General features: G+C 37.2%; 22 protein-coding genes, 1 other RNA gene, 2 pseudogenes and 1 riboswitch. Of the genes and pseudogenes, 22 read left to right on the forward strand and 3 right to left on the reverse strand.

Annotation, left to right across the window (positions count from 1 at the left end; genetic code table 11):
* Positions 1 to 248 precede the first annotated feature (248 nt).
* Positions 249 to 344, forward strand: a riboswitch (glycine riboswitch).
* 286 nt (positions 345 to 630) lie between these two features.
* From gcvT to gcvPB, 3 genes are read left to right on the forward strand one after another with little or no spacing between them, the layout of a single operon-like run.
* Positions 631 to 1,737 carry a glycine cleavage system aminomethyltransferase GcvT gene (gene gcvT, locus LCM23_RS05360; RefSeq protein ID WP_224935995.1) on the forward strand — a complete coding sequence of 369 codons (1,107 nt, stop codon included), beginning with the start codon at positions 631 to 633 and terminating at the stop codon, positions 1,735 to 1,737.
* A gap of 21 nt (positions 1,738 to 1,758) precedes the next feature.
* A complete protein-coding gene (gene gcvPA / locus LCM23_RS05365; RefSeq protein ID WP_224935996.1) occupies positions 1,759 to 3,105 on the forward strand; it encodes an aminomethyl-transferring glycine dehydrogenase subunit GcvPA in 1,347 nt (448 codons plus the stop codon).
* Positions 3,098 to 4,558: an aminomethyl-transferring glycine dehydrogenase subunit GcvPB gene (gcvPB, locus tag LCM23_RS05370; protein WP_224935997.1), complete on the forward strand. Its 1,461-nt coding sequence runs from the start codon at positions 3,098 to 3,100 to the stop codon at positions 4,556 to 4,558. Before gcvPA ends, gcvPB begins: the two co-directional genes overlap by 8 nt.
* A gap of 290 nt (positions 4,559 to 4,848) precedes the next feature.
* On the opposite strand, the gene LCM23_RS05375 is transcribed toward gcvPB, so the two are convergent.
* Positions 4,849 to 5,232, reverse strand: a complete 384-nt coding sequence (locus tag LCM23_RS05375; protein WP_095372596.1) for a rhodanese-like domain-containing protein — start codon at positions 5,230 to 5,232, stop codon at positions 4,849 to 4,851.
* A 311-nt stretch (positions 5,233 to 5,543) separates the two neighbouring features.
* On the opposite strand from LCM23_RS05375, the gene LCM23_RS05380 reads away from it, so the two are divergent.
* From LCM23_RS05380 to LCM23_RS05395, 4 genes and pseudogenes are all read left to right on the forward strand, one after another.
* A complete protein-coding gene (locus LCM23_RS05380; protein WP_224935998.1) occupies positions 5,544 to 6,380 on the forward strand; it encodes a lipoate--protein ligase family protein in 837 nt (278 codons plus the stop codon).
* 355 nt (positions 6,381 to 6,735) lie between these two features.
* A pseudogene (locus LCM23_RS05385) lies at positions 6,736 to 7,554 on the forward strand (ribonucleotide reductase N-terminal alpha domain-containing protein); the annotation flags it as partial.
* A 319-nt stretch (positions 7,555 to 7,873) separates the two neighbouring features.
* Positions 7,874 to 9,616 (forward strand): annotated as a pseudogene (locus LCM23_RS05390) (vitamin B12-dependent ribonucleotide reductase); the annotation flags it as partial.
* A gap of 667 nt (positions 9,617 to 10,283) precedes the next feature.
* The gene (locus LCM23_RS05395; RefSeq protein ID WP_224935999.1) at positions 10,284 to 11,171 is read left to right on the forward strand and encodes a patatin-like phospholipase family protein; all 888 of its coding nucleotides are present in this window, start codon (positions 10,284 to 10,286) and stop codon (positions 11,169 to 11,171) included.
* A gap of 56 nt (positions 11,172 to 11,227) precedes the next feature.
* Here LCM23_RS05395 and LCM23_RS05400 read toward each other — a convergent pair whose 3' ends face one another.
* A complete protein-coding gene (locus tag LCM23_RS05400; RefSeq protein WP_224936000.1) occupies positions 11,228 to 11,617 on the reverse strand; it encodes an SA1362 family protein in 390 nt (129 codons plus the stop codon).
* Between the two features lie 310 nt (positions 11,618 to 11,927).
* On the opposite strand from LCM23_RS05400, the gene LCM23_RS05405 reads away from it, so the two are divergent.
* The 5 genes from LCM23_RS05405 to ssrS all read left to right on the forward strand — a co-directional run bounded on the left by LCM23_RS05405 (position 11,928) and on the right by ssrS (position 14,875).
* Positions 11,928 to 12,440, forward strand: a complete 513-nt coding sequence (locus tag LCM23_RS05405; protein WP_224936001.1) for a YqhR family membrane protein — start codon at positions 11,928 to 11,930, stop codon at positions 12,438 to 12,440.
* A gap of 106 nt (positions 12,441 to 12,546) precedes the next feature.
* Positions 12,547 to 12,975: a type II 3-dehydroquinate dehydratase gene (aroQ, locus tag LCM23_RS05410; protein ID WP_224936002.1), complete on the forward strand. Its 429-nt coding sequence runs from the start codon at positions 12,547 to 12,549 to the stop codon at positions 12,973 to 12,975.
* 17 nt (positions 12,976 to 12,992) lie between these two features.
* On the forward strand, positions 12,993 to 14,054 hold the full coding sequence (locus LCM23_RS05415; RefSeq protein ID WP_224936003.1) for a M24 family metallopeptidase: 1,062 nt from the start codon (positions 12,993 to 12,995) through the stop codon (positions 14,052 to 14,054).
* Positions 14,055 to 14,082: 28 nt separating this feature from the next.
* Positions 14,083 to 14,640: an elongation factor P gene (gene efp, locus LCM23_RS05420; protein WP_224936004.1), complete on the forward strand. Its 558-nt coding sequence runs from the start codon at positions 14,083 to 14,085 to the stop codon at positions 14,638 to 14,640.
* A gap of 53 nt (positions 14,641 to 14,693) precedes the next feature.
* Positions 14,694 to 14,875, forward strand: a non-coding RNA gene (gene ssrS, locus LCM23_RS05425) — 6S RNA.
* A 227-nt stretch (positions 14,876 to 15,102) separates the two neighbouring features.
* Here ssrS and LCM23_RS05430 read toward each other — a convergent pair.
* Entirely contained in the window at positions 15,103 to 16,452 is a 1,350-nt protein-coding gene (locus tag LCM23_RS05430) for an alkaline phosphatase (RefSeq protein WP_224936005.1), read from the reverse strand.
* Positions 16,453 to 16,610: 158 nt separating this feature from the next.
* Here LCM23_RS05430 and spoIIIAA point away from each other — a divergent pair, with 158 nt between their 5' ends.
* The 10 genes from spoIIIAA (at position 16,611) to accC (ending at position 24,135) form a co-directional block, all read left to right on the forward strand.
* A complete protein-coding gene (spoIIIAA, locus tag LCM23_RS05435) occupies positions 16,611 to 17,534 on the forward strand; it encodes a stage III sporulation protein AA (protein ID WP_224936006.1) in 924 nt (307 codons plus the stop codon).
* Complete coding sequence (gene spoIIIAB / locus LCM23_RS05440; protein WP_224936007.1) at positions 17,531 to 18,046, forward strand: stage III sporulation protein SpoIIIAB; 516 nt, start codon at positions 17,531 to 17,533, stop codon at positions 18,044 to 18,046. Before spoIIIAA ends, spoIIIAB begins: the two co-directional genes overlap by 4 nt.
* Positions 18,047 to 18,084: 38 nt before the next feature.
* On the forward strand, positions 18,085 to 18,288 hold the full coding sequence (gene spoIIIAC, locus LCM23_RS05445; RefSeq protein WP_095372604.1) for a stage III sporulation protein AC: 204 nt from the start codon (positions 18,085 to 18,087) through the stop codon (positions 18,286 to 18,288).
* 17 nt (positions 18,289 to 18,305) lie between these two features.
* On the forward strand, positions 18,306 to 18,695 hold the full coding sequence (gene spoIIIAD, locus LCM23_RS05450; protein ID WP_095372605.1) for a stage III sporulation protein AD: 390 nt from the start codon (positions 18,306 to 18,308) through the stop codon (positions 18,693 to 18,695).
* Between the two features lie 101 nt (positions 18,696 to 18,796).
* A complete protein-coding gene (gene spoIIIAE, locus LCM23_RS05455; RefSeq protein ID WP_224936008.1) occupies positions 18,797 to 20,023 on the forward strand; it encodes a stage III sporulation protein AE in 1,227 nt (408 codons plus the stop codon).
* 12 nt (positions 20,024 to 20,035) lie between these two features.
* Positions 20,036 to 20,674 (forward strand): stage III sporulation protein AF, encoded by a 639-nt coding sequence (gene spoIIIAF / locus LCM23_RS05460; RefSeq protein WP_224936009.1) that lies wholly within the window; start codon positions 20,036 to 20,038, stop codon positions 20,672 to 20,674.
* The gene (spoIIIAG, locus tag LCM23_RS05465) at positions 20,667 to 21,317 is read left to right on the forward strand and encodes a stage III sporulation protein AG (RefSeq protein ID WP_224936010.1); all 651 of its coding nucleotides are present in this window, start codon (positions 20,667 to 20,669) and stop codon (positions 21,315 to 21,317) included. Before spoIIIAF ends, spoIIIAG begins: the two co-directional genes overlap by 8 nt.
* A 20-nt stretch (positions 21,318 to 21,337) precedes the next feature.
* Positions 21,338 to 21,859, forward strand: coding sequence for a SpoIIIAH-like family protein (locus LCM23_RS05470; RefSeq protein ID WP_095372609.1), 522 nt, complete (start codon positions 21,338 to 21,340; stop codon positions 21,857 to 21,859).
* A 398-nt stretch (positions 21,860 to 22,257) separates the two neighbouring features.
* Positions 22,258 to 22,764 carry an acetyl-CoA carboxylase biotin carboxyl carrier protein gene (accB, locus tag LCM23_RS05475; RefSeq protein ID WP_224936011.1) on the forward strand — a complete coding sequence of 169 codons (507 nt, stop codon included), beginning with the start codon at positions 22,258 to 22,260 and terminating at the stop codon, positions 22,762 to 22,764.
* Between the two features lie 15 nt (positions 22,765 to 22,779).
* Complete coding sequence (gene accC, locus LCM23_RS05480; protein WP_224936012.1) at positions 22,780 to 24,135, forward strand: acetyl-CoA carboxylase biotin carboxylase subunit; 1,356 nt, start codon at positions 22,780 to 22,782, stop codon at positions 24,133 to 24,135.

Genomic DNA, 24,135 nt, shown 5'->3' on the forward strand with positions numbered 1-24,135 from the left:
ATACGAACGTTATTTTAAATTTATACATATAATGTTCGTATTAAGCTTAAGTCATGTTGAAAAAACATGAGATTTTTAAATAAAAATATTGCTCAAATAATGATAGGATGGTAGGATGTAAGTAGCTTTGAAAGTTGTGAATTTTCAACGCTAAATCTGCAAATACGTACAATACGTCTTTGTAAGCTTCGACTCTCTAAAGCAGTTAATTATAGTATGTGCAAAAATGGAAAAAATTATAAACGCGAATGATAGCAAGGGGAGAGACTGCAGTGCTGCAGCGCCGAAGGAGCAAACAATCATCGTATTGTGAATCTCTCAGGCAAAAGAACACTTGCTTGACGCAACTCTGGAGAGAGCTCAAGGTAATAAGCGAGCCACCAAAGGGGAAAGGCTGCAATATCGCCGTAAACTCTCAGGTGAAAGGACAGAGAATCTGCTCAAATGATCGGTTTTGAGGAGATTCTCTGTCCTTTTTTGTGTGCTTTAGAAAACTTAGCTTCTTTAATGGGTTAAAGTGGAAAGCGTTTAGCTTTCGTCGTAGCATTTGGCGAGAAGCCAAGTACTTCTATGGCTAGTATGCAAATATTCATCTTAGAAAAAAACAGAAATATAAAGGAGGATGAGTGAATGTCACAGTTGAAGAAAACACCACTACATGACATTTATCAAGAGTATGGTGGAAAAACGATTGATTTTGGTGGATGGGCTCTACCTGTTCAATTTTCTAGTATTAAAGAAGAACATGAAGCGGTACGTACAAAAGCGGGTCTGTTTGATGTATCCCATATGGGAGAAATTGAGGTTAAAGGTCAAGATAGTTTACGTTATCTTCAGAAAATGATGACAAATGACGTCGCGAAACTAAAAACGTTTGGCGCACAATATACAGCAATGTGTTATGAAAATGGTGGAACTGTGGATGATTTGCTTATTTATAAAATGACTGAAGATGAATACCTTTTAGTCGTAAACGCAGCTAATATCGAAAAAGATTATCAATGGTTACAAAATCATTTAGAAGGAAAGGTTGAACTTAAAAACCTTTCAGAGGATATGTCACAATTGGCCTTGCAAGGTCCTATGGCTGAGGTTGTTTTACAGAAGATTACAGATGTTGATTTAAGTGAAATTGGATTTTTTAAATTTAACCAAACAGTAAATATAAATGGCAAAAATGCATTTGTATCGAGAACTGGCTATACCGGTGAAGATGGTTTTGAAATTTATTGTCAAAATGAGGATGCAGTCTTTTTATGGCAGTCGATTTTAGAAGCAGGAAAAGAAGATGGAGTTCTTCCTTGTGGTCTAGGTGCCCGAGATACCCTTCGCTTCGAAGCCAATTTAGCCTTATATGGTCAAGAGTTGTCTTCTGAAATTTCTCCGCTTGAAGCAGGTATTGGCTTTGCCGTAAAAGTGAACAAAGAAGAAGATTTTATTGGAAAAGCGGCATTAAAATCACAAAAAGAAAATGGGTTAAGTAGAAAAATTGTTGGGATTGAAATGATTGAACGTGGGATTCCTCGTCATGGTTATGCAGTTTATGCTGACGACCAACGGATTGGTGAAGTTACTACGGGTACACAATCTCCTACTTTAAAGAAAAATATCGGCTTAGCACTTCTGGACAGTCCATACACAGCGCTAGATTCTGAAGTGGAAGTTGAAATTCGTAATAAGCGTGTCCGTGCCAAAGTAATTGCCACACCGTTTTATAAAAAAGAGAAAAAGAACTAACTAATCAGGGGGAGAGAAGCGATGAAACACCGTTATTTACCGATGACTGATTCTGATCAAAAAGAAATGCTTGAAGCAATCGGAGTCAAAACAATTGATGATTTATTTAGTGATATTCCTGAAAGCGTTCGTTTTAAAAGGGAATATAATATTAAACCAGCTAAAACGGAATCTGCTTTAATGAAAGAATTGATGCTTCTATCACAAAAAAATGCAGATTTAAAAACAAATACTTCATTTTTAGGTGCAGGTGTTTACGATCACTATATGCCAGTTATTGTTGATCACGTGTTATCTCGTTCAGAGTTCTATACTGCTTATACACCCTACCAACCGGAAATTTCCCAAGGTGAGTTGCAAGCGATTTTTGAATTTCAGACAATGATATCTGAACTAACAGGAATGGATGTAGCAAACTCATCTATGTATGATGGTGGAACGGCACTTGCGGAAGCTGCTATGTTAGCAACTGGACATACGAAGCGTAAAAAAGTATTGATTTCAAGTACAGTACATCCTGAATCAAAAGCTGTAATTGAGACTTATGCAAAAGGCCAATACATCGATGTAGTTGAAATCCCACACAAAGATGGATTAACAGATATGAGCGCACTAAAAGAAATGATTGGTGATGACATTGCCGCAGTAGTCGTGCAATATCCTAACTTTTTTGGAAGAGTGGAGCCACTTGCAGAATTAGAAGAAATTATCCATGCTCATAAATCCTTATTTGTTGTATCAAGTAACCCACTATCCTTAGGAGCGTTAACACCTCCAGGAAAATTTGGTGCAGATATCGTTGCTGGCGATGCGCAAGTTTTTGGTATTCCAACAGCTTTTGGTGGTCCTCACTGTGGTTACTTTGCCGTGACAAAGAAACTCATGAGGAAAGTACCTGGACGTTTAGTGGGGCAAACGGTTGATGAGAACGGACAACGTGGATTCGTGCTCACACTTCAAGCAAGAGAGCAACATATTCGTAGGGATAAAGCTACATCTAACATATGTTCAAACCAAGCTTTAAATGCACTAGCCGCATCTGTTGCAATGACAGCCTTGGGTAGAAACGGTGTCAAACAAATGGCGATAGATAATATTCAAAAGGCGCATTATGCGAAAGAACAATTTAGAAGTGCAGGCTTTGAAATTACTTTTGATGGCGGTTCATTCAACGAGTTTATTATTAAGTGTAATCGTCCAGTTCGTGAGGTAAATCAAGCATTACTGAAAAAGAATATTATTGGTGGTTATGATTTAGGCAGAGATTATAGTGAATTAGCTCATCATATGCTTATTGCTGTAACAGAACTAAGAACAAAAGGCGAAATTGATACATTTGTGGCAGAAATGGGGGATTACCGTGCATAACGAAAACCAGGCGCTCATTTTTGAGCTAAGTAAACCAGGGAGAATCGGCTATAGCCTTCCCGAGATGGATATTCCAGAAGTAGAATTATCTGATTTGCTCCCAGCTGAATATATCCGTCAAGAGGACGCGGATTTACCTGAAGTATCTGAACTTGATATTATGCGTCATTATACAGCTTTATCTAAGCGTAATCACGGAGTAGATTCTGGTTTTTACCCGCTTGGGTCTTGTACGATGAAATATAATCCTAAAGTAAATGAGAATGTAGCACGCTATAACGGCTTTGCTCATTTACACCCATTACAGGACGAAAGCTCTGTTCAAGGTGCAATGGAGTTGTTATATGATTTACAAGAGCATTTAATTGAGATCACAGGAATGGACGAAGTCACTCTACAACCGGCAGCAGGTGCCCATGGCGAATGGACTGGGTTGATGATGATTCGTGCCTATCATGAAGCAAATGGTGATTTTAACCGTACAAAAGTTATTGTTCCAGATTCAGCTCATGGTACAAACCCTGCCTCGGCAACTGTGGCGGGCTTCGAAACCTTCACAGTTAAGTCTAATGATCAAGGCTTAGTAGATTTAGAAGATTTGAGGAGAGTGGTAGGAGATGATACAGCTGCTCTTATGCTAACAAACCCTAATACGTTAGGCTTGTTTGAAGAAAATATTCTAGAAATGGCAGAAATAGTCCATGGAGCAGGCGGGAAACTGTATTATGATGGAGCCAACTTAAATGCCGTTTTATCTAAAGCAAGACCGGGAGATATGGGATTTGACGTTGTTCATTTAAATTTGCATAAAACATTTACTGGTCCCCATGGTGGAGGAGGACCTGGATCAGGTCCTGTTGGGGTAAAAGAAGACTTAATTCCTTATTTGCCTAAACCAATCTTAGTGAAAACAGAAGAAGGTTATACATTTAATTATGACCGTCCACAGTCAATTGGAAGAGTCAAGCCTTATTACGGTAACTTCGGTATCAATGTCCGTGCCTATACGTATATTCGTTCTATGGGTCCAGATGGTTTGAAAGCTGTTACTGAAAATGCAGTACTTAATGCCAATTATATGATGCGTAAGCTAGCACCAGCATTCGATTTACCATATGATAAACATTGTAAACATGAGTTTGTATTAAGTGGAAAACGCCAGAAAAAATTAGGTGTACGCACGCTTGATATCGCGAAGCGTTTGCTTGATTTCGGTTATCATCCACCGACTATTTACTTCCCGTTAAATGTTGAAGAGTGTATGATGATCGAACCAACAGAGACTGAATCTAAAGAAACACTCGACAGCTTTATTGATGCGATGCTTCAGATTGCCAAGGAAGCTGAGGAAAACCCTGAGGTCGTCCAAGAAGCGCCACACACGACAGTAATTGGCCGTTTAGACGAGACGCTAGCAGCAAGAAAGCCAGTATTACGTTATCAAAAGGACTAATATAAAACGCCCTCTTACAAATATGTACGAGGTCTAAATAAAACGTGAACAAATTCATTTATGTGTATTTGTTCGCGTTTTTTTTTGCGAAAATCACCCCTAACAGGAGTTTATAATTGTAGATTAAGAACGGATCTTATTCTTCTAAATAAAAAAGATAAGTATATTGGGACTCTTTACGTATGATATAAATGGTCTAACGTGGTTAGTAATATGTAGTTTAGAGGGAATAGAGGCATCATGACGAATGAGAATAAACCACCCGTTTTAAGTCGGGTGGTATGAGAGATTTATTTTTTAGATTTAATTTTTCCGCCCCATTTTTTGAAGCCGCCTTGTAAATGAGAAAGATTTTTGTATCCCTTCCGATACAATAGTTGAGCCGCTCTACCGCTTCTCATTCCGCTCTGGCAGTATAAATAAACAGGCTTATCTTGACGAAGTTCAACAAGTCTTGTTTTTAACTGAGATAAGGGAATATTTCTGGCACCTAAAATATGGCCACCTTCATATTCATTTGGTTCTCGGACATCAATCAATTGCGCTTTACGATATCCTTCTCTGAATTCTTGTTCTGATAATGTTTTTACAATTCTCTTTTGATACAACCTTGTGATTACTGTGTAAACAATAATAGCACCGATTATAATTAATAAAAAATATAGAGTAGACAATTAATATTTGCTCCTTTCAAACATTGCTTACGCCAAGATATATTATATAAGTTTTTCATAGGTTTAGTAAAGGACAAGAACGAGAAAATTGTAATGAAAACTTAATGAAGCCCGCTTTTTTTGCACATTTAGAAAGGTAAAAAATCTTTCCATTAAGCGCTCATCTTTTTAATGCTTCATCAGTTGTAAGGACAAATCATTTTTCTAGACTAGATGGAAAGAAGAATGTATGGCTTTTTTTTCTGGTCGAATTTTGATAGACTAAAATACGCTTAAACGTTTACTAAAAATAGATGTAAAAGAGGGTTATTATGGGGAAGGAAGTATGGCGATTTATCCATTCAGGTATGGGTTCTCCATCATTTAATATGGCTTTAGATGAAGCTTTATTAGATTGGAATAGCGAAGGGAAAATGCCACCAGTGATTCGTTTCTATGGTTGGAACCCAGCCACACTATCTATCGGGTATTTTCAAAAAGTTGATAAGGAAATTAAGCTTGAAGCTGTAAAGGAAAATGGATTAGGTTTTGTTCGTAGGCCTACAGGTGGACGTGGGGTTCTGCATGAACATGAGCTGACTTATAGTGTAATTGTTCCTGAAGAACATCCACAAATGCCGAAAACAGTTACTGAGGCTTATCGTGTGATTTCAGAAGGGGTATTACGAGGTTTTCAACAACTAGGCTTAGAAGCATACTTTGCTGTACCTCGTTCAAAGGAAGAAAAAGAAATGTTAAAGAATCCTCGTTCATCCGTTTGTTTTGATGCACCAAGCTGGTATGAATTAGTTGTTGAAGGTCGTAAAGTAGCAGGTAGCGCCCAAACACGGCAAAAAGGTGTGATTCTACAACATGGATCCATCTTACTTGATTTAGATGAGGATAAATTATTTAGTCTGTTTAAATATTCAAACGATCGCGTGAAAGAAAGAATGCAAAGAGCATTTAGTAGTAAAGCGGTAGCGATAAATGAACTGACGGATCGCACAATTACATATGAAGAAGCAGTAGTGGCTTTTAAAAAGGGGTTTGAAGAAGGACTTGACATCATTCTAGAACCTTACGAACTTAGTGCAGAAGAAATAACTTATGTTGAAAAGCTGGCAAAAGAAAGATATGAAAATGATGAATGGACATTTAAACGATAATAAATTTTTTTCGACTCGCTCTTTTATTTTTAAAAGAGTAGAGTCGAATTGTTTTGTCTACTAGATTTGCGAGAAACGATTTAAAGTGCAAGTCGTAAAATTGGTGAAAATCATTTATTTTATTAACTTAAATAAATAATTGCTCTTGTTTTCGAGTGTTTATCCTCTTTCTTGCATTTGACAAAATAAATATAACACAATATATAGTGTTATATTTTATAAAGTAGGTACTATATATTGATTATCGAGGTTTATTTATGATAACGTAAGGGTATTCTCTAAAAACAATATAAAAGCATATTTCGATGTAAACATAAAGAGAAGTAAATTTTTAATGATTGAAGGAGTTGTCGTAATGTCTGTTGCTGTAGGACAAGAATTAAAGTTAAATGTTGAGAGGTTAAATGAGGACATCCGCTTATTTCCACAAGTGCATCCTATTACTCCAGAGATGAAATTAACCCATAAAGGTGTTTCCCGCCTAGTTATGCTTGATAGATATACATTTAAAGATACAGAAAAAGTAACGTTATCTGAAGGTGACTTTGTTGTTCTAACGATTAAGGAGGATCCGAAGTTTCCTGCGCGAGGTTTAGGGTACATTGTAGAGATTGATTGGGAAAATAAAAAAGCAGTTGTACAAGTTGAACAAGATTATCGCGGTGTACTCGATACACAAGAAGAGATAGAAACGGGAATCATTGTACGTTCTTTAGACGTTATAGAGAAGCCATTAGAAGTGTTTTACGAGCAAATTGCTAAGCGCAATGCCACAGGATTAGCTTCGGTTGAGAAGACTGAAGAAAAACAGAAAGAATGGTTTGAAAAGTTTTATCAGGAATTAGCTGATTTGAACTTTATTCCAGCTGGTCGTGTCTTGTATGGTGCCGGTGCTGATACTGAGGTTACATACTTTAATTGCTATGTAATGCCGTTTGTACAAGATTCTCGTGAAGGTATCTCAGAGCATCGTAAACAAGTCATGGAAATCATGTCTAGAGGTGGCGGTGTTGGAACGAATGGTTCGACATTAAGACCGCGTAATACACTAGCGAAAGGAGTGAATGGGAAATCTTCCGGATCTGTTTCTTGGTTAGATGATATTGCGAAGTTAACACATCTCGTTGAACAAGGTGGTTCAAGAAGAGGTGCGCAGATGATAATGTTAGCGGATTAATTGATGCTGTAGTCCGCGTCATTCAAACCAATGAATGACTAGAAAATCGGGTGAATTGCGGGGATATCCTGTTAAAGGCAAAACTGCTACAACGTGACTGGCAACGGTGAGCGTGAACGCTATAAAAAATGTTTTGCATGGGACAATCCGCAGCCAAGCGCCACTGGGCATAGGTAGTGGTGAAGGTTCAACGACTAGAGAGTGAGCCCCAACAATAAACTCTCAAATAGCGCCCGGCCCCTATAAAGGGTGATGATATAGTCTAGTCCGACTGCTAAGAGCAGTGTAAATATCCTGAAAGGGACGGTAGTTAACGTGGCATCCTGATATTATTGAATTTATTATTTCTAAAATGCAAAATCCAAGAATTCTTCGTTTCTTACTTGAAAATACGGAAGATGAGACAATTAAACGTTACGCTAAGGAAAAACTAAAATTCACTCCATTTACAGAGCAAGAGATTGCCATGTATCAAGGAATAATTAATTATAAAACCATTCCAGGTTTAGGTGGATTTAATGAGAAAATCATTAAAGATGCAGAAGAAAAACTATTAATAGGTGGAACATATGCTGTTCATAATTCTGAATTCCTTACTGGGGCGAATATTTCAGTTTGTTTAACGAAGGAGTTTATGGAAGCAGTTGAAAATGATGGTGAATATGAACTTCGTTTCCCAGATGTAGAGAGTTACGATCGTGAGCAGATGGATAACTACAACAAGCAATGGCATGAAGTTGGCGATGTGCGTGAATGGGAAAAGTTAGGTCACGGTGTTCGTGTATATCGTAAAATTAAAGCAAAAGAGCTTTGGAACTTGATCAATATTTGCGCAACTTATTCAGCTGAACCAGGTATCTTCTTCATTGATAACGCCAATGATATGACCAATGCGAAAAGCTATGGCCAAAAGGTAGTAGCAACAAACCCTTGTGGCGAACAGCCATTAGCTCCTTACAGTGTTTGTAACCTAGCAGCAGTGAACTTAGCTGAAATGGCTGACAAGGAAAATAAGACAGTTGATTTCGCAAAGTTGGCAAGAACTGTTGAGATTGGCGTACGTATGCAAGATAATGTCATCGATGCTACACCTTATTTCCTTGAAGACAATAAAAAACAAGCTTTGGGTGAACGTCGAGTTGGCTTAGGTGTCATGGGTCTGCATGATTTATTAATTTATTGTGAAACAGAGTATGGCTCAGAAGAAGGTAATGTATTAATTGACCAAGTGTTTGAAACGATTGCAACAACGGCTTATCGTGCGTCAGTAGAAATCGCTAAAGAAAAAGGTAGCTTCCCATTCTTAAACGGAGAAACAACGGAGGAAACGAACCGCTTAAGAAAAGCCTTTATCGAAACAGGCTATATGGAAAAGATGCCGGCTGATATCAAACAGGCAATTCTAGAAACGGGGATTCGTAATTCTCATTTATTAACAGTTGCTCCTACAGGTTCAACAGGGACAATGGTTGGTGTTTCTACTGGATTAGAACCATATTTCTCATTCTCTTATTTTAGAAGTGGTCGACTTGGTAAATTCATTGAAGTAAAAGCAGACATTGTTCAAGAATATCTAGATCGTCACCCAGAGGCGGATCCTGAAAATTTACCAAACTGGTTTATTGCTGCAATGGATTTAGCTCCTGAAGCGCATGCTGACGTGCAATGTGTGATTCAACGTTGGATTGATAGTTCCATAAGTAAAACAGTAAATGCGCCTAAAGGTTATAGTGTAGAACAAGTGCAAAAGGTGTATGAGCGTTTATACAAAGGTGGAGCAAAAGGTGGCACTGTATACGTGGATGGCTCAAGAGACTCTCAAGTATTAACTTTAAAAGCTGAAGAAAATTCTTTTGAAGAAGAAGCCTTAGAGAAGAAATCATCCACTAAACAGCATGTTGTCCTTGTTGATACCATCAATGACTTACGTTCAACTGATGTCACTATTGGATCTGAAGTTGGTAACACTTGCCCTGTCTGCCGTCAAGGGAAAGTGGAAGAAATCGGTGGCTGTAATACATGCACCAATTGTAATGCACAATTAAAATGTGGATTATAAGTAGCAAGACTGAAAGGAAAGCGAGCCGAGCTCACTAAATAAAAATATAAGCATGAGCAAATTATCTAGCGAATTTGTTCATGCTTTTTTTTTCTGTCTGTATAATCAGGAAGTCGCTAGACGGTTCTAGTTGGAGTTCACGTACAATTGACATAAGATCGTTTGCTTGAACATATTTAGTTAAAAATGGAAAGATAGTCTATGGCAAAAGGGAGTGTGCGTATAACTAGGTCAAAGATAACGAAGCAAAAGAGAATGGTTCGTACATCAAAAAGTGTAATCGCCATAGATAGCAGAACAAAAGAGTTTCATCGGCCTTCATGAATATAAAAATTCCTGCCTACGCTGATCATAAAACGTGGGATAAAAAAGAATGCCAGCACCACCAGAAATTCTAATCATCCACATGAAAACTCCCCTCAACACTTCTTCTTCCTAGGGACTTAACAATTAATTTCACTGTCATCTTCATTAGCTTCAACATATTGTCCTGAAAAGAGTAGTCCGTTTAATAGGGGATTTACCGAGTTCTTTTATGAACAACTGTCAGTTTTTTGATTTTCGCAAAAATCGGACTATTTCCAAGCTCAAGTGATTACAAATGTATTATAATGCTTTTTCTTTTTGCAAAAGGGTGTATGCAAATTAGAATGGGGTGATTGTATACATGGAAATCGATGGTGTTTTTTCAGGAGGGGGCATTAAAGGGTTCGCTCTAATTGGTGCTCTTGCGGAAATTGAAAAACAAGGTTTCCAATTCAAACGTGTGGCTGGAACGAGTGCCGGGTCAATTATATCTGCATTAATTATCGCAGGCTATTCAAGTGATGAGATAGAAAGAATGATGGATGATTTGGATTTAAAAGTGTTTTTAGATAGTAGAAAATCACTTATTCCTATTGCTGTAGCAAAATGGATATTTTTATTTTGGAGTTTGGGATTATATAAGGGAAATGAATTAGAAAAGTGGATAGAAGCTCGATTAGCAGCAAGGGGGATTCGTACATTTGCAGACGTTCCCCCGCTTTCTCTACGCATTATTGCATCAGATTTAACGAATGGGAGATTACTCGTGCTTCCAGATGACTTACCGAAATACCAAATTGACCCGAATCGTTTTTCCGTAGCCAAGGCAGTGAGGATGAGTTGTAGTATGCCTTATTTTTTTGAACCTGTGAAAATCGGTGGTCGTGGCAAGCGTAATAATTTAATGGTGGACGGTGGTGTCTTAAGTAACTTCCCTATGTGGTTGTTTGATAAAGATAATGTAAAGAAAACAAGACCGGTTCTCGGGGTTAAATTGAGTATTAATAATAATGAACAACCACCAAGAAGAATCAAGAATGCAATTCAAATGTTTGAAGCATTATTTGAAACTATGAAGGATGCTCATGATTCCCGTTATATTTCGAGAAGTCATGAACAGAATGTTATTTTTGTTCCTACAGAAGGAGTATTAGCAACAGAGTTTGAGTTAACTGAAGAAGGTAAGAGAGATTTATTGAAACTAGGGAGGGAAAGAGCGAAGGAATTTCTTGCCACATGGACTTATTGAAAATAAGCCTAAAATGTCTCAAATAACGCAATCTGACATTAAAAAAATCGGACCTCTTATAAAGAAGCCCGATTTTTCTTTTTGCCTTTTTTTCCTTCAATGACTGTTAGATGTACAGAGGTATTTCTTTTTGATTTTTTTATAGAAGTTAAAGTGACTGGCTTACTTCTTCGGTTTGAAGAAGTTTGATTCTCTTTATTTTTAAAACGTTTTTTTGACTTTTTAGCGGCTTGCGCAAATGCTTTTCGCTCACTCTTATTGGGACTTGATGACCCGCTAAGTTTCTGGACGACAAAATAGATGACGACCCCAACAAGCGCCATAATGGCTATACCTCGAAATAATCCGGCTGGGTCTTTAATTAATTGAGAACCAAGCCCAATCATTGCAAGTAAAATAAGTGCGCCAAAAATATATAAGGATTTCCGATTCTTCAAGAAAGCCACCTCCCTATGAGCATGATGAGCATATTTGTAAGCTTTTAAACTTCGAAAGAGCAAAAAACCAATTTATCGTACCCTTTTAAAGTTATCTTACCCAATATTTGAGATTTCAAGCAGTACTTATATAAGAAAAATATTATCTTAGACTATCTTGTACAATCAATAAGATTTTATATATAAATTTCTCTATTTTCACTGTGAAACCCTCTACAAATAGATAAAAAACAAGAAAAAAATACGGGTTTTAACAATTTTATGAAAGATGCAATGGTTTCTACCTGCTTTGGACATAATAAGCACGGAGGTGAATCATATGAGTGATAAACATGAATTAGAACAAAACGAACGGGAACAACCATTATCAATGACATCTTTAACTTTTATCACTGGATTTGTCGGAGGTGTTTTTTGGAGTACGATTGGTTACATCGCTTATGTCCTTAATTTAACAGAAGTAGGACCAAGAGTCATTTTAGAACCATGGACAATAGGTGATTGGAAGGATGGTTGGCTTGGAACAGTGATTTCGATTATTTTAATTGGAGCTGTTTCAGTTGTAGCCGCTTATATTTATTATTGGACAATGAGAAGGTTCAAGAAAATGTGGTTTGGTGCCCTTTATGGACTTGTTTTATTTGCCCTTGTTTTTTTTGTCCTAAATCCGATGTTTCCTAATATTGCCCCTGTAGGAGATTTGAAAATAAATACAATTATTACATCTGTTTGCTTATATTTATTGTATGGTGTATTTGTTGGTTATTCCATTTCATATGAAAATGAAGAACAACAAAAGATGAAAGAAGCACAAGAAACAGAAGAAGCTTAAATTGTTAGAAGATTGATTGCTTTTATTTGCTTTATTATAGTGAGTGTTCTCTATTTTGTGATAAAATAGCCATATTGAATATTTCAGTATTCGTAGGAGTGGCGCCATGAAAAAAATATTGCTCATCAATGGACCGAATTTGAATCTTCTAGGCCAACGTGAACCAGGGATATACGGTTCGGTTACATTAGAGTCGCTTGAACATAATTTAAAACAAATAGCTGAACAAAGAAATGTTGCGCTTACTTGTGTGCAATCCAATCACGAAGGCGTAATCATTGATCAAATCCAACTGGCGAATAGGAAATATGAAGGTATTATATTTAATCCAGGAGCATTTACTCACTATAGTATTGCTATTCGTGATGCCATTGCAGCCATTGATGTCCCTGTTATTGAAGTACATATATCAAATGTGCATAAAAGAGAATCATTCAGACATCATTCCGTCATGGCAGCAGTAACACAGGGGCAAATTGTTGGTTTAGGAATGAAAGGCTATGAGCTTGCTTTATTTGCATTAACAGATGAATAAGAGGGAGAGTAGAAGTTATGACAAAGATAGATAAAATAAGAAATAGTTTTGATCAGGTAGGTATTGATGCTATTTTGATTACGAGTGCTTATAACAGACGGTATGTTTCTGATTTTACAGGGTCTGCTGGTGCTGTTTTAATTAGCCAAAACGATGCATTGTTCATTACTGATTTTCGTTATACTGAGCAAGCTAGCAAGCAATGTACTGGATATACGGTTGTGCAACATAAAGGAACCATACCTGAAGAAGTGGCAACAATCGTAAAGCAATTAGGTATTAAGAAATTAGGATTTGAAAAAGATTATGTTACATATGCTTCTTACCAAACTTTTAATGAAACAATTGATGCTGAATTAATTCCTGTATCAGGCGAAATTGAAAAGTTACGCTTGATAAAGGATGAATCAGAGATTAAGATATTAAAGGGAGCCGCGAAAATAGCGGATAGCGCTTTTTCTCACATTCTTAACTTTATTCAACCTGGTAAGACAGAAATAGAAGTCGCAAATGAATTAGAATTTTTTATGAGAAAAGAAGGAGCAACTTCATCTTCGTTTGATATGATTGTTGCTTCAGGTGTCCGTGGTGCATTACCTCATGGTGTAGCGAGTGAGAAAGTTATCGAAAAAGGCGAGCTTGTTACAATTGACTTTGGTGCATTATATAATGGATACGTTTCTGATATAACAAGAACCGTTGCTGTCGGTCAACCAAGTGATAAGATGAAAGAAGTATACGATATTGTTTTAGAAGCACAGTTACGTGGTATGAAAGGGATTAAAGCTGGAATTACTGGAAAGCAAGCTGACGCTTTAACGAGAGACTATATTTCAGAAAAAGGCTATGGTGAATATTTTGGTCATTCTACCGGTCACGGTATTGGCTTAGAAGTCCATGAAGGACCAGGGCTCTCTTTTAAATCTGACATCGTATTAGAACCAGGAATGGTTGTTACTTGTGAACCGGGTATATATTTACCAGGCATCGGTGGTGTTAGAATTGAAGATGATACGATTGTAACTAAAGAGGGTAATGAAAACCTTAATACATCAACAAAAGAATTAGTTATTCTTTAATGAGTGAATAGTAGGAGGAACTTTTTGCATGATTTCAGTAAATGATTTTAAAACAGGTTTAACCATTGAAGTAGATAATGGGATTTGGCGAGTAATAGATTTCCAACACGTGAAACCAGGTAAAGGTGCGGCGTTTGTTCGTTCAAAATTACGTAATCTACGTACAGGAGCTATTCAAGAAAAAACATTCCGTGCGGGTGAAAAAGTAGCTAAAGCACAAATTGATAATCGTAAAATGCAATATTTATATGCTAATGGTGATCAACACGTCTTTATGGATACAGAATCTTATGATCAAATTGAATTAAGTGCTTCAGCAATTGAATATGAATTGAAGTTCTTAAAAGAAAATATGGAAGTTTCCATTATTTTATATCAAAGTGAAACATTAGGTGTTGAATTGCCAAATACGGTAGTACTCGAAGTAACTGAAACAGAACCTGGCATCAAAGGTGATACGGCCTCTGGTGGTACAAAACCAGCCATTTTAGAAACAGGCTTAAGTGTGCAAGTACCATTCTTTGTGAACCAAGGTGATAAGCTTATTATTAACACAACAGATGCTTCTTACGTATCTCGTGCTTAATTTTTGAGTTTGATGACTTGTTATTTTCGTGATCTTATAGTAATATAATAATCAACTTGCTGCGTTGTTCGTTTGTATATGAAGTTTCAACCTTTACGTTAATTGAGGGAGCTTAAGATCATAATTGAAATAACATGCCTACATTGTTTAGGACGTTAGGAAGATTATTGCAAGCACCCACCTGGTGGAGCAGGTATGAAACTCCATATAAATCGGCGGCAACAGCGGCTACTTGATTTACTAATAAAGACATTTGAGATGATTCTCAGATGTCTTTTTTACGTTTCAACCTTAAAAATGACTTCCAAAGAGAGGCTATAGTAAGTCGAAGTTTACAATAAAAAGAAAATAACGAGTAAGTCTTATAAACCTAATTGGTTTACTGTATAAAAAAGTGAGTAAAATTTTTATTCAACCATCTTAAAGATAAAGGTGGGAATTCCCCACCTATACTTTCCATCATTATTCCCATTGATAACCCAATAATTCCGCCATTTTTTTAGGGATATCTGTATTATCCAACATGCCATGAAAATGTTCTGCACCTGCACCGTAGGCAAATAACGGAACTGGATTGGCTGTATGGCCACCCGCACTACTTATGCCACGGATTTGGTGATTAACGATACCAGTATTATATCTTTCTGAGATAAAGCTACCGAGTTCCCATGCAGCTTTATTTTTTTTGTATACTTTCCCCCGAGCGTTCATTAATCTTGCATTGAGCTGTATGCCTTCTTCCTCAGTTAAAAAAATCCCAGTAAATTTAAATAAATTGTCTACTAATTGAGAGGTAATGAATTTACCGTCCTCTCCCATTTTCGTTTGTGCAAGCACATATTCTGGTGAAGCTTGAATTTTTTTAATCATTTTTCGCTTTAGTGGTTCGGTCGCAGAAATACCCATTGTTTCATGATCAGCAACAACTACAATCAAAGTATCTGAACGGTTATGAGCCCATTCGACAGCCGTTTTCACAGCCTCATCAAATTCTACTGTTTCTCTCCAAACACTTGCTATATCTGCTGAATGGGCTGCGTGGTCAATCCTTGCGCCTTCCACCATTAAAAAGAAACCATTTGCATTATTAAGCTTTTGTAGTGCTGTTTTTGTCATTTCGCTTAAGCTGGGTTCTGTGCCATCTGTATATTTGCGGTCTATTTTAAATGACAGATGATACGGAGCAAAAAGGCCAAGCAGTTTATCCCCTGTCTGATTGCTTAATAAATCATGTCTATTTCTGACAATGGTATAACCTAACTTCTTTGCTTTTTCTAACAGGGCAGGACCATAAAAAACTTCTCCCCCACCTAACATGACATCAGGAGCGAGTGTGAGTTGTTGCTTCGCAATATCCGCCTGGTTTGCCCAACGATTAAGAACGCTTGCTGTGAAAGCGGCAGGTGTGGCATCCGTGATGGCATTGGTTGAGATGATACCAGTCTTTTTCTTTTGCTCTTTAAATAAATCGAGGATGCTTTTTACCTCCTTGCCATCTGGCGTGACTCCGATCATTTCATTATTGGTTTTGCTTCCTGTTGCGAGGGCAGTACCGGCAGCAGCAGAATCAGTTACGACTCGATTAGCCGAATAGGTTTGAACAAGGGCACTAAACGGGAGGGAAGTTAGAAACAATTGCCCCTCTTTGCCTCTTTCCAATTCCCGCGCTATCTCTAGTTGGCCCACCCCCATACCGTCTCCAATCATATAGATAATGTTTGTAGGCTTGTTTCCTTCTGCCGTAACAGACGTAGTATTTATTAGTAGGAATAAAGAAAAACATAGAATAGACAAGTACTTTAATTTCCTCACTCAATTCACATCCTCTTTAATAGATTGTCATGTGAATTATTGTCTCTCTTTTAATAATAATTATTTGCTATATGGTCATACGTTAGATTCATCTTGCATACATTGAGAGTAGAAAAGAGCAAGTCCTATGGAGACAAAGGAAAGGGAGGACTTTCGAGGTGGAAACAATTCTAGCATTTTTACCACGTTCAATCTCACAACAGTTACGGCAATTACCAACTCGTCAGTTAGCAGAAATAGAGGAAATAAGGATTAGGACTCATCGCCCGATTGAAGTTGTTACACATGGTAACTATGTTTTGTTACCTTATCAAGCAACGGAAGAGGATGCGATTCAGTTATTAGATAAGATGAGTCACTTCTCTATCTATACTTTGGAAGAAGAGTTACGTAGAGGTTATATCACGATAGAGGGCGGTCACCGTGTCGGACTAGCAGGTAAAGTTATTTTAGAAGGCGGACAAGTAAAAGTGATTAGAGATGTCGCTTCTTTTAACATTCGTATTGCCAAGGAAAAAATCGGGATTGCAGAAACTGTTGCTCACCATATTTATCAGAATGGTTGGATGCATACAGTTATTATCGGTCCTCCACAAACTGGAAAGACAACTTTGCTTAGAGATTTAGCGAGAATGGTCTCTAGTGAAAATAAATACACAACTGCTAAAAAAGTAGGCATCGTCGATGAAAGATCTGAAATAGCTGGAAGTATTCATGGTATACCACAAATGAGGTTTGGTCCGCGTGTTGATGTGTTAGATGCGTGCCCAAAAGCTGAAGGTATGATGATGATGATTCGCTCGATGAGCCCAGATGTCCTTGTGGTCGATGAATTGGGTAGCAAAGCAGATGTAGAAGCCGTATTAGAAGCAGTTAATGCTGGTATAAAGTTAATTACTACTACCCACGGCTTCTCGTATGAAGATATAAAAAAACGTCCGTTAATGGCACCTTTACTTGAATTAGATATATTTGAACGTTTTGTTGAACTTAATAGGCGTGCAGGACCGGGGAATATACAAGCTGTCAAAGATGGTAATGGTATGCGGTTACATGGAAGGCAAGAGGTATTAGGACCATGATTAAAATAGTGGGAGCAATACTAATCATCGTAGCTACTACTCTCGTAGGATTTGAGATATCAAAACGATTAAGTGAAAGGCCCCGTCAACTAAGGCAGCTAAAGAGTGCCTTGCAATCATTGGAAGCGGAAATCATGTATGGCCACACTCCATTACATGAGGCATCACGACGGCTCGCTTCTCAGTTAAGTCACCCAGTTTCGTTATTCTTTGCTGATTTTGCTTCTCGGCTAACAGAAACTGAAACGACAGTGATGAGGGCTTGGGAGAATAGCTTGAATCACATTTGGAAGAAAACGGCTCTGAAAAACAGTGAATTTGAAATCATGAAACAATTCGGAGAGACATTAGGGCGACATGATCGCATCTCCCAACAAAAGCAAATTTTGCTGACATTAGCCCATCTTGAACGTGAAGAAGTAGATGCGCATGAGAAACAGGCAAAATACGAAAGAATGGCGAAAAGCCTCGGGTTTTTATCAGGACTTCTGCTAATTATTTTATTAATGTAGAGAAAATTTCTCATGTTTGAGTGTAGGAGGAGAAAATAATGGGATTAGATGTCGAGATTATTTTTAAAATTGCCGGTGTTGGGATAGTCGTCGCTTTTTTACACACGATTCTTGACCAAGTGGGAAAGAAAGAATATGCCCAATGGGTCACTCTGTTTGGATTTATCTATATTTTATTCCTGGTTGCATCAGTGGTAGATAACCTCTTTCAAAAAATCAAATCAGTATTCTTATTTCAATAAGAAGGGAGAGGTATGCCATTGATATTCTTAAAATAGTAGGAATTGCTTTAATAGCTACATTCTTGGCACTAATTATTAAAGAACAAAAACCTAACTTTGCTTTTCTTTTAGTTGTTTTTGTTGGTTGTACGATTTTTTTATATCTTGTCGATCAGATATATATGATTATTCATATGATAGAGCGCATTGCTGTTAATGCCAATATTAATATGGTGTATTTGGAGACCATACTGAAAATAGTGGGTATTGCCTATATTGCAGAATTTGCCTCGCAAATTACGAAAGATGCTGGTCAAGGTGCGATTGCAGCAAAGATTGAGATGGCAGGGAAGATTTTTATCTTAGCAATGGCTATCCCAATATTAACGGTTTTGATTGAAACAATTATTCAAATGATCCCAAGTTAATCAGTGTAAAGAGAAAATGAAGGAGCCACCCATGCGGTGTGAATAGAAAATGACAACATCATAAGAGAGTAGCACCTTCCCTATATAAAGAGGTGTAAAAGATGAAGCCCTATTTATTGAAAACATTGCTGTTTAGTATGTTGTTTATTTTCATGACAGGCCACATTGTACATGCCTCAGATGAAGAGGCAGATAAGCCAGATGAATACCAAACTGAAGAAGCTCAAGAAGTTTTTAATCCGGAAGATATTGTAGAGTCGCAAATAGATACACTCCATTTGGATGAATTAAAGGGATTCTGGGAAGATATCACCAATGAATATGGGGGTTTTTTACCGGAAAGCCAAAAGGGTAGCATATACGATTTTATAAAAGGTGAAAAAGAGTTTTCATTTGATCAATGGGCATTAGGCATACTTAAATTCGTTTTTCATGAATTTGTTGTAAATGGGAAACTTTTAGGAACCTTAATCTTACTAGCTGTATTTAGCATGTTTCTGCAATCATTGCAAAATGCTTTCGAATCCGGAACAGTAAGTAAAGTCGCTTATGCGATAGTTTTGATGGTATTGGTTATTTTAGCACTGAATAGCTTCCATATCGCGATGGAGTATGCAAGTGATACTGTCCATAAGATGACTTCATTCATTCTAGCGCTCATTCCTTTGCTGCTAGCATTAATTGCCTCGTCAGGTGGACTCATCTCAGCAGCCTTTTTTCATCCAGTTATTCTCTTTTTAATGAATACGAGTGGTGTGTTAATTCAATATGTTGTGTTTCCATTGCTTTTTTTATCCACGCTACTGCATATCGTCAGTACTTTGTCAGATCAATATAAGGTTACACAATTGGGTAATCTCTTGAGGAATTGGAGTGTGGGCTTACTCGGAATTTTCCTTACTGTGTTTTTGGCTGTGATATCAATCCAAGGAGTTTCGACAGCCATTACAGATGGTGTCACACTAAAAACAGCGAAGTATGTAACAAGTAATTTTATCCCTGTAATCGGCCGAATGTTCACAGACGCAACTGATACGGTAGTGACAGCATCTGTATTATTGAAAAACACTGTCGGAATTGCTGGAGTCGCCATTTTGATGATTATAGTAGCTTTTCCTGCAATCAAAATATTAATGATTGCGTTTATATATAAATTTGCAGCAGCTGTTCTTCAACCTTTAGGCGGAGGGCCGATTATTAAATGTTTAGATATTATCAGTAAAAGTGTCATGTACGTATTTGCAGCATTAGCCATTGTGTCTCTTATGTTTTTTCTTAGTATTACTGTCGTGATCGTAGCTGGAAATCTCACGATGATGGTGAGATAGGGAGGGTCGCTCATGGAATTTTTAAAAGAATGGATTACAACAATTATCATATTTATTTTACTAGCAACGGTTATTGATATGATTCTTCCAAGTTCAAAGCTACAGAAATACACAAAAATGGTTACGGGCTTATTATTAATAGCGATTATCTTAACTCCTATATTTAAATTTGTTTCTAGTGATTTTGAACAAACGATTATGTCGTTACCAACAATTGAGTCTACTTCTTCAAAAGAAGAAATAGAAAATTCAATAGAAATGCAAAAAAAAGAAATACAAGCCTCCTCTCGTGCATATGCTTTAGAAAACGTAGAAAAAGCCATGAAAGCATCGGCGAATGAGGAGTTGGTAGAAAAGTACGGTGTAGAAATTACAAAGATAGAAATGATTGAAGACGATAGGTCCGAGCTTGAGTTCCCTCAAAACCTTCAAAAGGTCTATGTGCAAGTACAACCAGTAGAAGGAGGGGAACAAGAAGCAGTTGAAGTTGTCCAAAATGTAGAAGTAGACACAGGAAAGCCGATTGAATCAGAAGCAACAACTACTGTCCCAGGTGATATTACTTCTCTTCTGTCTACTAATTGGGAAATCGATGAAAAAGTGATGGAAGTATTTTTAGAAGAAGGGGGGATGGCGAAAGACGATGGGTAAAAAAGGACCAATTACATTACTGAAAGAATGGTTATCAAAAGAAAAAGATGGAGAAAAAAAACCCGGTAAAGTGCAATACTTGATGATCGTTCTCTTATTTGGTGCCGCGATTATGCTAATTAGTAATATATTTTTTAATAATGACCAGTCTGATGAAGTCTCTGTCCTTAACTCCGAGAGTGAGCAAGCAGAAAAAGAGCAAGAAGTCTTTGGACAATCTAAACCACAATCAGCCAATTCAATTGCTGATTATGAAAAGGCATATGAAGCACAGATTAAAGAAGCGCTTGACACAATAGTTGGAGTGGATGATGTCTCTGTTGTCGTAAATGTGGATTCCACAGAGAAAAAAGTATTAGAAAAAAATACTACGAATCAAGGTCAAATTACAGATGAGACGGATAGGGAAGGTGGCAAAAGGGTGGTGGAAGATCAATCGAAAGAAGAACAGGTTGTCATCATCCGTGAAGGAGAGAAAGAAGTTCCAATTGTAATAGAAACAAAAAAGCCTGATATAAGAGGCGTTCTCATAGTAGCAAAGGGTGCTGATAATATCCAAGTGAAAACATGGATTGTGGAAGCTGTCTCACGTGTACTAGATGTACCTGCACATAAAGTTTCTGTTTTACCGAAGAAAAAATAATGTTTAAGGGGGATTTAATGATGTTATTAAAAAAGCAAACGGTATGGTTATTAACTATGTTGAGTTTAGTCGTTGTTCTGTCAATTTATTACTTAACTTCTCCAGATGGACAAATGAATCTTGCGGGAAATGACCAAGAAGAAAATGAAAATGCAGAAACCGGTGGTGCGGTAATTTCAGATGTAGCATCTGATGAAGAATTTGCCCAAGAGAGACTTGATCAAATGAACGAAAGAAGTATGGAAAAAGAAAGATTAACAGAAGTCGCAGCTTCGACAGAATTACCTGCAGAGGAAAGAAGTGAAGCGAAGGACCAACTTGATTCACTTAATGAGTTAGCTGCTAAGGAAGAAATGTTAGAGAACTTGATAAAATCAATGAACTACGAAGATGTTCTTGTGAAAGCTGATGGAGCCAATGTTAAAGTGGTTGTAAAGGCGGAAGAACAATCAAAAGCTGAAGCAAACAAGATTATTAGAGAAGTAATGAATGAGTTAGGTACACAAGCTTTGGTAGCAGTAGAATTTCAAGTAAGTAAGTAGTATGAAAGCTGAGCGATGAATACAATCGCTCAGTTTTTTGCATTTTTTTATAGGGGAATGATAAAATAATTATAATAGTTAGATAATAGTTTTTGATCAGTGCATAATTTTTGTACGTGTTTGACTGATGAATATTTTACATAGTTAAATAATCCGAACCTAGCAAGAATGAAGAACTTCAACTTTCACTCGTTCTCTTAATAAATCAGAAGGAAAGAAAGGGATATAAGTGGTGTTTTAGAGGGATACTTATTATTTGGATAATATTTACTATTAAAGTTAGTGTTGAACTTTCATTAGGTCTTAGCGTATGATTATAGTAGCTAGTCATAATTATTTACATAACTAGTATTTCATCTATTAAAGTTGAAGCGTAAATGAAGAACAGGGGTGTAAGAATGCTAAAAGTCCAAGAAATTCGTGAATTGATTAAATTAGTTGATCAATCTAATATTGATGAATTTGTTTATGAACATGAAGGTACAAAAGTAGAAATGAAGAAAAATGTCACTGCTATTCAAACTGCAGCAGTACCAGTTGTTCAACCACAGGCACAGGCTGTAGTAGCGCCTCCTGAACAACCTCAGAAAACAGCAGCAGTTCAAACGGAAGTACAAAAAGTAGAACAAGTAAATGAAAAGAATGAAGATAAAGATACTTCAAATCTGCATCAAGTAGTTTCTCCTATGGTTGGAACTTTTTATGAGTCATCCTCACCAGATGCAGATGCATATGTAAAAGTTGGTTCTAAAATCACCAAAGACTCTATTCTGTGTATTGTTGAAGCAATGAAATTATTCAATGAAATCGAAGCAGAAGTAGATGGAGAAATTGTGGAGATTTTAGTTAAAGATGGTCAATTAGTTGAATACGGGCAACCATTATTTTTAGTGAAGCCTGAGTAAGGAGGGCTTTTGTCGATGATAAAAAAAGTATTAATCGCAAATAGAGGAGAAATCGCTGTACGTATTATTCGTGCATGTCGTGAAATGGGTATTGAAAGTGTAGCTGTCTATTCAGAAGGTGATAAAGAAGCTTTACATGTTCAGCTTGCTGATGAAGCTTATTGTATTGGTCCAGTTTCTTCAAAGGATAGTTACTTAAATTTCACTAGTATCATTAGTGTGGCGAAGTTAACAGATTGCGATGCGATCCATCCAGGTTACGGTTTTCTAGCTGAGAACAGTGACTTTGCAGAATTATGTCGCGAGTGTCATATTACATTCATTGGGCCAACTCCAGAAGCGATTGCCAAGATGGGTACAAAAGATATTGCTCGTGAAACGATGAAGGAAGCAGGTGTACCAATCGTACCTGGTTCAAATGGAATTATTGAAGACATTAGTGAAGCGCTTGAATTGGTGCAAAAAATAGACTATCCTGTTATTATAAAGGCAACTGCTGGCGGTGGCGGTAAAGGAATTCGCGTCGCACGTAATGAAGAAGAGTTAACAAAAGGAATTAACATTACACAGCAGGAAGCATTAACTGCTTTTGGTAATGCAGGTGTATATATTGAAAAATACATTGAAGACTTTAGACATGTAGAAATTCAAGTACTAGCAGATACTTATGGAAATACGATTCACCTTGGAGAGAGAGATTGTTCCATTCAGAGAAGATTACAAAAACTACTAGAAGAAACGCCTTCTCCAGCCCTAGACGGTGAAACACGTGAAGAAATGGGGAAAGCTGCAGTAAAAGCAGCAGAAGCTGTAAATTATACCGGTGCAGGTACAATCGAGTTTATTTATGATTATCATAACCGCAAGTTTTATTTCATGGAAATGAATACACGTATTCAAGTGGAACATCCAGTGACAGAAATGGTGACAGGCGTTGACTTGATTAAAGAGCAAATTAAAGTTGCTTCTGGTGAACGTTTAGGTATGACCCAACAGGATGTTACTTATAGTGGATGGGCGATGGAATGTCGAATTAATGCAGAGAACCCGGCGAAAAACTTTATGCCATCCGCAGGGAAAATTACGATGTACCTTCCACCAGGTGGTTTAGGTGTTCGTGTTGATTCTGCTGCATATCCTGGATATACGATTCCTCCGTATTATGATTCAATGATTGCAAAAGTGATTACTTATGGTGATACGAGGGAGGAAACAATTGCTAGAATGAAACGAGCACTAAGTGAATTTGTTATTGAAGGTGTTCATACTACAATCCCGTTCCACTTAAGACTTCTTGAGAATGAGAATTTTGTTGCAGGGGAGTTTAACACGAAATTCCTGGAATTGAATGACGTTATGAAATCTGAATAA

This window comes from Cytobacillus kochii (assembly GCF_020171845.1).
In the GTDB taxonomy this organism is placed as follows: Bacteria; Bacillota; Bacilli; order Bacillales; family Cytobacillaceae; genus Cytobacillus; species Cytobacillus kochii.